9 protein-coding genes are annotated in these 9474 nt (G+C 68.0%); 2 read left to right on the forward strand and 7 right to left on the reverse strand.

Annotated elements, in window-relative coordinates; genetic code table 11:
• Positions 1-128: 128 nt before the first annotated feature.
• The 5 genes from VMD50_RS21595 to VMD50_RS21615 are packed head-to-tail and all read right to left on the reverse strand — an operon-like array spanning position 129 to position 4812.
• The gene (locus VMD50_RS21595; RefSeq protein WP_325430533.1) at positions 129-674 is read right to left on the reverse strand and encodes a YbhB/YbcL family Raf kinase inhibitor-like protein; all 546 of its coding nucleotides are present in this window, start codon (positions 672-674) and stop codon (positions 129-131) included.
• Positions 674-1243, reverse strand: a complete 570-nt coding sequence (locus tag VMD50_RS21600; RefSeq protein WP_325430535.1) for a LeuD/DmdB family oxidoreductase small subunit — start codon at positions 1241-1243, stop codon at positions 674-676. Before VMD50_RS21600 ends, VMD50_RS21595 begins: the two co-directional genes overlap by 1 nt.
• Positions 1240-2487: a 3-isopropylmalate dehydratase large subunit gene (locus VMD50_RS21605; RefSeq protein ID WP_325430537.1), complete on the reverse strand. Its 1248-nt coding sequence runs from the start codon at positions 2485-2487 to the stop codon at positions 1240-1242. The genes VMD50_RS21600 and VMD50_RS21605 overlap by 4 nt, the downstream gene beginning before the upstream one ends.
• Positions 2478-3362: an isocitrate lyase/PEP mutase family protein gene (locus tag VMD50_RS21610; RefSeq protein ID WP_325430539.1), complete on the reverse strand. Its 885-nt coding sequence runs from the start codon at positions 3360-3362 to the stop codon at positions 2478-2480. Before VMD50_RS21610 ends, VMD50_RS21605 begins: the two co-directional genes overlap by 10 nt.
• A gap of 10 nt (positions 3363-3372) precedes the next feature.
• Entirely contained in the window at positions 3373-4812 is a 1440-nt protein-coding gene (locus VMD50_RS21615) for an MmgE/PrpD family protein (protein ID WP_325430541.1), read from the reverse strand.
• Positions 4813-4893: 81 nt separating this feature from the next.
• Between VMD50_RS21615 and VMD50_RS21620 the strand changes: the two genes are divergently transcribed.
• Positions 4894-5709: a GntR family transcriptional regulator gene (locus VMD50_RS21620; protein WP_325430555.1), complete on the forward strand. Its 816-nt coding sequence runs from the start codon at positions 4894-4896 to the stop codon at positions 5707-5709.
• Here the strand turns inward: VMD50_RS21620 and VMD50_RS21625 are convergent.
• Both VMD50_RS21625 and VMD50_RS21630 read right to left on the reverse strand, forming a co-directional pair.
• Entirely contained in the window at positions 5699-6316 is a 618-nt protein-coding gene (locus VMD50_RS21625; RefSeq protein WP_325430543.1) for a methyltransferase family protein, read from the reverse strand. The two genes, VMD50_RS21620 and VMD50_RS21625, sit on opposite strands and share 11 nt — an antisense overlap.
• A 53-nt stretch (positions 6317-6369) precedes the next feature.
• Positions 6370-7317, reverse strand: a complete 948-nt coding sequence (locus tag VMD50_RS21630; protein ID WP_325430545.1) for a PfkB family carbohydrate kinase — start codon at positions 7315-7317, stop codon at positions 6370-6372.
• Positions 7318-7417: 100 nt separating this feature from the next.
• Between VMD50_RS21630 and VMD50_RS21635 the strand changes: the two genes are divergently transcribed.
• On the forward strand, positions 7418-9474 hold a 2057-nt coding region (locus VMD50_RS21635), incomplete at its 3' end, for an adenylate/guanylate cyclase domain-containing protein (RefSeq protein WP_414686136.1).

The raw sequence follows: 9474 nt of genomic DNA on the forward strand, positions 1-9474 counted from the left end.
GGGAAACCGGCTACACCCCCAGCCAGCTGCCGCCAAGGCAGGCCGCCAAGCTTACCGCAATCGCCGCCGTCGACCCGGGTTCCCGCCCCGTTCGAGCACCCATCCGCCGTGCAGAAGGCTGGCCGGCGCTAGCGCTCGTAGGTGCCGGTCAGGGCGCCGCGGGCCAGCACGTGGCCGCTCATCGCCGACAACAACGCCCCGGCCGTGGTGACGGTGTCGGAGACGCGCTCATCGATCGCGAACACCTGAAACCGGTAGCGGTGCGGCCCGTGGCCCGGAATGGGGCGTGGTCCCGCGTAGCCGCGGTGACCCAAGTCGGCCCGAATGAACCGCATCCCCGCGGTTCCCTGCCGCAACGAGCCGGGGCTCAAGCCGTCAAGCGTCGGTTCCAGCACCGCAATGGTGTGCAGGAGCGGGCGCGGCAGCGGAACATCGACATCGTCGATGATGAGCACCAGCTGCCGGGCGTCGGGCGGCAGCCCGTCCCAGCGCAACGGCGGTGAGGCGTTGTCGCCGACGCCCTTCCCCGCGCTGGCCCGTGGCATCGCGCCGCCGTCCGCGAACGCCGTGCTGGTCACGGTGATGGATTCGGGCGCGTCAAAAGCGCTGCCGGCCAACGGGCTTCGGTGCGCGCCTGCCCGGACGCCACGGAGCAGTCGTCCCAGCAGCGCCATCAGGCGCCGCTTCCTGCGCCGCGCATGGCGACCGTGCTCGACCGCAGGATGCCGCCCAGCTCGGCCGGCAGGTAGCCCTGCTTCACCAACCGCGGCAGCACGCCGCCACTTTCGATGATGTCGAGGATCAGTTCGGGCAGTTTGGGGACGGTACCCGAGTCTCCCGTGGTGTCGTTTTGCCAGGTGCCGGCGGTCAGGTTGAAGGTTCCGGTGTCGCCCTCGCGAAAGACCTTGGTGGCGTTGGGCACGGTCATCGCAGGCAGGCCGGCGTTGACGGCGTTGCGGAAGAACAGCGAGTTGAATTCCTCAGCGACGAGGCCGGCGACGCCGAGCTCGCTGAACAAAGCCGCGACCGGGCGCGACGACCCCAGCCCGAAATTCTTGCCCGCCACGACGATGTCGCCCGGCGAGACCTGGTCGGTCCAGCCGGGACGCGCCTCGTAGAAGATGTGCTTGGCCGCCTCGGGCGGATCCATCTTCATGGCGAAGGCCGGATACATGGCGTCGGTGTTGAGGTTGTCGCCGAACACCCAGAGCTTGCCTTGAAACTTCAGCGAGCGGATCGTCATGCCGTCACGCTCCTCGGGTCGGTGATGTATCCGGTGACGGCGGACGCGGCGACAGTCGCCGGTGAGGCCATGAAGATCTCCGCCTCGGTGCTGCCCATGCGCCCGGTGAAGTTGCGGGTGCTCGACGTGATGCACACCTCGCCGGGGCCGACCACGCCCATGTGGTAGCCGAAACAGGCGCCGCAGGTGGAGTTGGTGATGACCGCGCCGGCGTCCGCGAGGTCCTGGAGGTAGCCCAACCGCATGGCCTCCCGGTACACCGCCTGCGAGGCGGGCGTGACCAGCAGCCGCACGCCGGGCGCGACGGTCTTTCCGCGCAACACAGCTGCGGCGATCTCGAGGTCCTCGAGTTGGCCGTTCGCGCAGGACCCGATGAACGCCTGGTCCACCTTCTGCCTGTCCACCTGCGAGACGGGCAGCCCGTTGCGGCTGACGGTGCCCGGCCGCGCGACGTAGGGTTCCAGCGTCGCAAGGTCGATATGCCGAACCTCGTGATAGGCGGCGTCGGGATCCGGTGCGGCCGCGTCGTATCCGGTGACGCCGGCGCCGGCGAGGAAGCGGGTCAGTGCCTCGTCGGGTTCAAACGTGCTGAAATCGGCCGACACCTCGGCGCCCTGGGTGGCGATGGTGCGCCGGTCATGCATCGGGATGCCGGCCAGCCCTGGCCCGCCGAACTCCAGGTTCATGTTGGGGGCGTCGCCGTACTCGTTGGCCATGTGCAGGAAAATGTCCTTGCCGCTCACGGTCTGTGGTTTGACGCCGTTGAGCTCATAGCGAACGGTCGGCGCGACCTGGAACCACGTGCGGCCCGTGCACATGATCGAGTACACTTCGGCCGGCCCCAGCCCCCGCGCCGCGGTGTTGTAGGCGCCGGCGGCGCACGTGTGGGAGTCGGTGCAGGCCAGGATCTCTCCCGGGCGCGCCAGCCCGTTCTCGGCGATGACCTGGTGACAGATGCCGTGCCGCCCCACGTCGTAGAAGCGCTCGATGGCGAAGTCGGCCACGAACTTTCGGGCGTGCCCACCGCCGGTGGCATCCTTGATCGTCGGCGCGGGCACGGCGTGGTCCATGATGACCGCGAGCTTGTCGGGGTCGTTGATTCGGTTCGGTTGCATCCACATGGTGGCGAACTGCAGGTCGATCAGGACGGTCATGTCGACGTCGACCACGACCGTGTCACCCGGCGACACCGAGTCCAGGCCGGCCTTGCGGGCGAAGATCTTTTCGATGATGGTCATGCCCATGACGGGTCCTTGCGCGCGTATTTGGTGTCGAGTTCCAGCCACTCCGCCATGCCGACGAGGTTGAAGAAGTCTCTGGGGCCGGCGGCCAGATGCGGGGTGATGTCGGTGCCGTTGAGTTCGCAAAGGCTCTGCAGCATGCCGAATGTCGCCTGCATCAGCAGATTGCCCGGATGGATCGCGATCGCGTAACCCAGCTCCTGCAGCCGTGACGCCGACTCAAGCGGCGTCATGCCGCCGAGCACCAGATTGATCAGCAGGGGAGCGTCCACTTCCCGCGCGATGCGCTCGATTTCGCCGGCATCCTGCGGCGCCTCGACGAAGATGACGTCGGCCCCGGCTTGCGCGTACCGGTTGGCGCGTTCGATGGCGGCGTCCAGGCCCAGCGGGGCGCGTGCGTCGGTGCGAGCGACCACCAGCAGGCCCTCATCCGACCGGGCGTCCAGCGCTGCGGCGAGCGTCTGTTCGAACACCTCCGCGTCGACGACCTGCTTGTCCGGCAGGTGGCCGCAACGCTTGGGGAACACCTGGTCCTCCAACTGGATCGCGGCCACCCCAGCCGCGTCGTACGACCGGACGGTGCGCACCACGTTCATCGGTGCCCCGTAGCCGGTGTCGGCGTCGGCGATCAGTGGGATGTCGCCCAACGCACCGACGATCATCCGGGCCCGGTCGGCCATTTCGGTGGCGGTGACCAACCCGATGTCCGGCAGCCCGAAACCGGACGCCGCCACGCCGGCACCCGTCAGGTAGGCCGCAACGTGGCCGGTCCGTTTGGTCAGCTGGGCGGAGATACCGTCGAAAACGCCTGGTGCAACGATGAGTTCGCGCTTGGCCAGCAGGTCTTTCAGCCGCTGGCGGGCCGGGGTCGTGACCATATCCATCCTTTCAGTCGAGCGCCCCCGCCACAGGGGCCGCGAGCAGGTCTATGAGGTTGTCGATGTCGTCCAGCTCGTCGAGCCGCACCACTGCCCGCTCGATCGCTTCGGCGCGCCCGCGGCTGGTGACGCGGTCGGCCAGGGCATGGAACTTGGCGACGAGTTCGTCGTTGGTGACCGGATCGGTGGGCGCGCCGTGCGGCAGGTCCACGCGGACACGGTGCACGGCGCCGTCGCGTGTGGTGACCGCGACGTCCGTGCGGAACTTCTCGCTGATATCGGCGTCGGCCAGCGATTCGTCGAGGTGCACGGTCGTTGCCGCGATCAGTGACCAGATGTCGTCGGAATCCAGACGGCCGGGAGTGAACTGCTCGGGCAGCACGTTTCCGTCGAGCAGCGCCGCGGCCGTCGCGTACGCGATGTTCATCTGGGCGCCGATCGGGGTGAGTGGCCGCTGCGGCCGCCACCATCCATGCTTGTAGATGGTCTCGCCGACGGTGATGTCCACCTTCGAGATATCTTGGGGTGCAACGGAACTCCACAGTGATCTGGCGGCGTCGATCGCCCCGTGCAGGCCGCCCATCGCGGCATAGGACTTGACCATGATGATGGTGGTCTCCCAACGCTGTCCGAGCTGCCCGGTCAGCAGCGAGGCGTCGGGGTCGTGGCCCTCCCCGAAAACGCTGAGAAATCCTCCGTATTCACGCTCGAACACCCGCTTGATGCCGGTATAGCCCGCCGCCGCCAGCCCCGCGGCGAAGAAGCCGCTGCGCGCCGCCAGGCCGTGGTGCATGCGCTTGCTCATGGCCTCGTATTGCGCGGCCATCAGGCCCGCCGACTGGGTGCCGGCCAAGCCGAGGGCGTCCTCGAGTTGCGCCGGCGACAGTCCGCGCAGCTTGCCGGACGCCATTGCCGCCGAGTGGGTGCCGAAGACCGAGCCGGAGTGCCAGCCACGGTCGAGCATCTGGGTGCCGTGCAGCGTGTAGCCGACGCGGGGCCCGACTTCGAAGCCGGCCACCGCCGCTAGCAAGAGGTCGGCACCCTTGACCGGCCCGGTCGGCATCGACCGCGTCGCTGCCGTCGACAGCAGTGCCGGGATGAGCAGCGAGCAGCTGTGCAGCGGGGCGACGGGATGGAAGTCGTCGAGCTCGAAGCCCTGGATGAAGGTGCCGTTGAGCAGGGCGGCCGCGGGTGCGCCGGCGGTGCGCCCGGTGCCGATGATCACGGTGTCGCCCCGTCCTTCCAAGCCGAGCACGGCCTCGGTTGCGACGCGTGACCACGGCAATTGCGCCCCGACCAGGGCGCAGCCCAGGCCGTCGAGCAGCAGGTGTTTGGCGCGCTCGACGACGGCCCGGGGGACATCGTCGAGCCGCAGGCCGGCGACCCAGGTGGCCAGCCGGCCGGTCGGCCCCGCCGGATCGGTGGCGGGCTGCTGTTGCACGGCGGTCATCGGGCCTTCCTTGCGCGCGGGGTAGTTGTTATATACATATAACAACTGATCGGCCGAGCGCAAGGGAGCGGTGTGGAACCATTGACGACCGTGCACGGCAGCGGCGGCAAGGCGGGTCCGGTGTCCGCCGCTGCCGGGGTGCCATTGCATCGGCAGTTGTTCCTGGTGCTGCACGACGAGATCGACCGTGGCGTCATCGCCCCCGGCGAAGCGTTGCCCACCGAGCAGACACTGTGCGATCAGTTCGGGGTTTCGCGCATCACGGTCCGCCGGGCGCTGGCGGACCTGGCCGATCAGGGATACATCGAGCGCAGGCACGGCGTCGGCTCCTTCGTGCGCGAACACAGTCCATCGGATCCGGCGCTGGGTGGCTCATACATGGAAGGCCTGCGCCAGACGCAATTCGAGACCGAGGTCGAGGTGGTCGAGCTCGGCTCGCGACGCCCCCCGCAAGCCGTCGCCGAGGCGCTCGAAACGTCCGGCGACCTGCTGCACATCGTGCGGGTGCGCCGGCAGCGCAGGACCGGCGAGCCATTGATGCTCAGCACCGCCTGGCTACCGCCCGAATTGGCCGGCGCGCTGACCGAGTCCGCGCTGCGACAGGCGCCGCTCTACGAGCTGCTGGCGGACGCCGGCCTCGTGGTGGATCGCATCCGGCACGAAATCACCGCCGAGATCGCGGGTCCGCGCAACGCCCATCTGCTCGACACGCCGATCGGCGCTGCGCTGCTGCGTGTCAACCGCCTGGCATTCGTGGCCGAGGTGCCGCATCACTACCTGTCGGTCCTGCTATCACCGAACCGCAGCCGCGTCCTGCTCACGCAGACGGCGGACGAACTGGAAATGGCCGATGGTCTGACCATCGCCCACGACGTGGCCATACCGTCTAGCGGATGAGTCCGACTCCCGGGACGAATCGACCGACGCCGGCGACGTACGCGCGGTAGGCATCGCCGTGCGTCCGCAAGAGGTAGGGCTCCTCGACGCGACGGACCTGCAGCTCGATCGTGGCGACGAGCAGGATAAGGCCGGCGAAGGCGACGACGTTCGGCGTCACCAGGGCAATGCCGATCCCGAAAACGGACATGGCGGCATAGATGGGGTTGCGTATCCGGCCGAACACGCCGGTGTGCACCAGCGTGGTGGTCTCTTTGGTGTCCACCCCGATCCGCCAGGAATCGCCCATCTCGAGTTGCGCGTACACCGTCGCCGCGATGCCGGCCGTCGCCACCACGATGCCGGCGGTCTGGATGCAGACTTCGTCGAACACGCGCAGGGGGCCAACCACCTTGGCCTCCTGCAGAATTGGCGCGGCCACCGCCAGCGCCAGCGCGACGACGAAGCCGATACCGGCGACGCGTTCCACCAAGCCACCGGCCTTGATGCCGCGAAAGCCGGTGGAGCCGGTGCGCCGATACTGCAACCAACTGCGCCAGCCGAATCCGAACACTCCGAATATCGTGAAGAGCACCAGGGCCATGTCGGCGGCGGCTGTCGCTGGCATGCAGACTCCCATGACCGCAGTCATCGCCAGCGAGGCTAGCGCACCGGCTTCGGTCACCGAAAGGCTTCCCGCAGGGCCGCGTCGATCGCCTCGGCCCCCGGCGCGCAGTCACCGGCGCCGGGCACCCGAGTGGCCAGCGCGCCCGCGGCGCAGGCGCGCCGCAGCGCGGCCAGTCGCTCGGCCCGTGCAGCCGGGTTTGCGCCCGGGCCGCGCGGCCAGTTCGCGGCCAGCACGCCTGCGAACACGTCGCCGGCGCCGGTGGTGTCCACCGCCTTGACCGCCGGCGCGGGCACGGCGAACTCGCCGTCGGCGCCGGTGTAGCGGGCGCCGCGCGCACCGAGGGTGACCACCAAATGGGTTGGCCGCCAGGGCCATTGTTCGGCCTCGGCTTCGTTGGCGATCACCACGTCCGCAGCGGCGGCCAGTTCGGCCAAGCGGCGGTGGCCCCGGCCCGCGGGCGAGGCGTTGACAATGACCGCCGCCCCCGCCGAGCGGGCCTCGTGCGCCGCCGCCACCGCCGTCGGCACCGGAATTTCCAACTGAGTCAACAGCACATCGCAGTCGGCGACCACCTCGCGCGCCCCGGCGGCCAGCGTCAGCCGGCCGTTGGCGCCCGGCGCCACCACGATGGTGTTCTCGGCGTCGGCATCGACCACGATGACCGCCGTACCGCTTGGCCCGGGCACGGTGACGGTCCCATCGAGCCCGACGCCGTTGGCCTTCAGGTGGGCCCGCAAGCGTGCGGCGGCCGCGTCGTCGCCGAGGGCACCGACGAACTGCACGCGCGCGCCGGCGCGCGCCGCGGCCACGGCCTGGTTGCCGCCCTTGCCTCCGGGAGCGGAGCACAACGACGACCCCAGCACCGTCTCACCCGGGCGCGGGAGGGCATCGACGCCAAACGTCAGGTCCATGTTCACGCTGCCGACCACGCAGACCCGTGCCATGACGGCGAGGTTAGCCGGGCCGGATTGCCGCGCGGGCGACGGCCATGCTCGGCGCATTGACGCCGATCCTTTTGCGGCAATCGCCAATATCGTGATGTCCGCGCGTTAGTCTGCTGCGTGATCGGTGCTGCATCCCGTCAAGGGAGGGAAAAGGCGTTTGACATCGACGCAGCTCAAAGCGGACGACGCGGCCGCCACAACGGGCACGACAAATACGTCTGAAAACGCCCCGGAAACCGCCCCCGAATCCGGCCCGGCCGAAACGGCGCGCAAGAAAACGCGCCGGCCCCTGATCTCGCACCGTTTTCACTTCGGCATCCAGTCCAAGATCCTGGTGGCAATGCTGCTGTCGGGCATCCTCGGCGTGGGCGTGATCGGGCTCATCGGGGCCATCTCCGGCCGCAACGCACTCCGGCAAGTCGAGTCCGAGCGGCTGATCGAGTTGCGCGAGACGCAGAAGCGGCAGATCCAGGCGCTGTTCCGGGAGGTGACGAATTCCCTGATCATCTACAGCGGCGGATTCGGCATCAACGAGGCCACGACATCGCTCACCGCGGGCTTTGACCAATTGGCCAACGCGACGATCAATCCCGCCCAGCAGCAGGCGCTGGTCAATTATTACGAGAACCAGATGATCGCGCCGATCAAGAAGGCGACCGGCGACGTCATCGATATCAACGCCGTCCTGCCGAGTTCCCCGGCGCAGAGATACATTCAGGCGTACTACACCGCGCCGCCGAGGCCGACCGCCGACTCGCTGCCGGTCGAGGACGCCGGCGACGGCAGCGCATGGTCGGCGGCCAACGCCCGCTTCGATTTCTATATTCGCGGCATCGTCACCCGCTTCGATTATCGGGACGCCCTGCTGATCGACATGCAGGGCAATGTCGTCTACTCCGTCAGGAAGGGGCCCGACCTGGGGACCAATATCCTCAACGGGCCTTATCGCGAATCGAATTTGCGGGACGCATACCAAAAGGCGCTGCGCTCCAACGACGTGGATTTCGTGTGGATCACCGACTTCCAGCCTTATCAGCCGGCGCTCGACGCGCCCACCGCATGGGTGGTCTCGCCCGTCGGCATGAACGGGAAAATGAGCGGTGTCATGGCCTTTCCGCTGCCGATCGCGAAGATCAACAACATCATGACCGCCAACAAGCACTGGGAGGCGGCCGGCATGGGTCCGTCTACCGAGACGTATCTGGCGGGTTCCGACGGCCTGATGCGTTCCGACTCACGGGAATTCCTGGAAGACCCCGAGCAGTACCGTCGCGACGCCATCGCCGCCGGCACCCCGCCCGACGTGGTGGAAAGGGCGATCCGGCTGGGTGGCACCACGCTGGTGCAGCCGGTTGCGACCGCGGGTCTCAAGGCCGCCCAGCGCGGGGAGGCCGGAGTCATGAGCGCCACCGACTACATGGGCAACAAAGAATTGGAAGCCTATGCGCCACTGAACGTTCCCAACTCCGACCTGCACTGGGCCGTTCTGGCGACGCGCGACGACTCGGACGCGTTTGCGCGGCTGGGCAAGTTCAGCAAGACGCTGGTGATCGCGGTGACCGCGCTGGTGTTCGGGATCTGTGTGGCCTCGATGCTCATCGCTCAGGCGGCGATGCGGCCGGTTCGGCGCCTCGAGGAGGGCACGCGCAAGATCAGCTCCGGCGACTACGACATCAACATTCCGGTGATATCACGCGACGAAATCGGCGATCTGACGGCGGCTTTCAATGAAATGAGCCGCAATCTCGCGATCAAAGAGGAACTGCTCAACGAGCAGCGCAACGAAAACAACCGACTGCTGCTGGCGCTGATGCCCGAGTCGATCGTCCAGCGCTACCGCGAGGGCGAGGCGACCATCGCGCAGAAGCACCAGGACGTCGCGATCATCTTCGCCGACATCGTCGGGCTCGACGAGCTGTCCAACGACCTCACGGGCGACGAACTGGTGGGGATCGTCGACGACCTGTTCCGGCAGTTCGATTCGGCGGCCGAAACCCTTGGCGTCGAACGGATTCGCACGTTCCACAACGGCTACCTCGCGACCTGCGGGGTGATCACCCCGCGACTGGACAGCATCCACCGAACCGTCGACTTCGCCGTCGAAATGCGTCGCATCATCGACCGGTTCAACAGCCAGACCGGTCACGAGTTGGGCCTTCGGGTCGGGATCAACACCGGCAACGTCGTCAGCGGGCTGGTGGGCCGCTCGAGCCT

It is taken from the genome of Mycobacterium sp. (genome assembly GCF_035506235.1).
GTDB lineage: Bacteria > Actinomycetota > Actinomycetes > Mycobacteriales > Mycobacteriaceae > Mycobacterium.

Coding starts and splice junctions, on each gene's coding strand:
- VMD50_RS21630 (WP_325430545.1), bottom strand. CDS start 7,317: ATGCGCCGAGCATGGCCGTCGCCCGCGCGGCAATCCGGCCCGGCTAAC.
- VMD50_RS21615 (WP_325430541.1), bottom strand. CDS start 4,812: ATGACCGCCGTGCAACAGCAGCCCGCCACCGATCCGGCGGGGCCGACC.
- VMD50_RS21625 (WP_325430543.1), bottom strand. CDS start 6,316: ATGCCAGCGACAGCCGCCGCCGACATGGCCCTGGTGCTCTTCACGATA.
- VMD50_RS21610 (WP_325430539.1), bottom strand. CDS start 3,362: ATGGTCACGACCCCGGCCCGCCAGCGGCTGAAAGACCTGCTGGCCAAG.
- VMD50_RS21600 (WP_325430535.1), bottom strand. CDS start 1,243: ATGACGATCCGCTCGCTGAAGTTTCAAGGCAAGCTCTGGGTGTTCGGC.
- VMD50_RS21605 (WP_325430537.1), bottom strand. CDS start 2,487: ATGGGCATGACCATCATCGAAAAGATCTTCGCCCGCAAGGCCGGCCTG.
- VMD50_RS21595 (WP_325430533.1), bottom strand. CDS start 674: ATGGCGCTGCTGGGACGACTGCTCCGTGGCGTCCGGGCAGGCGCGCAC.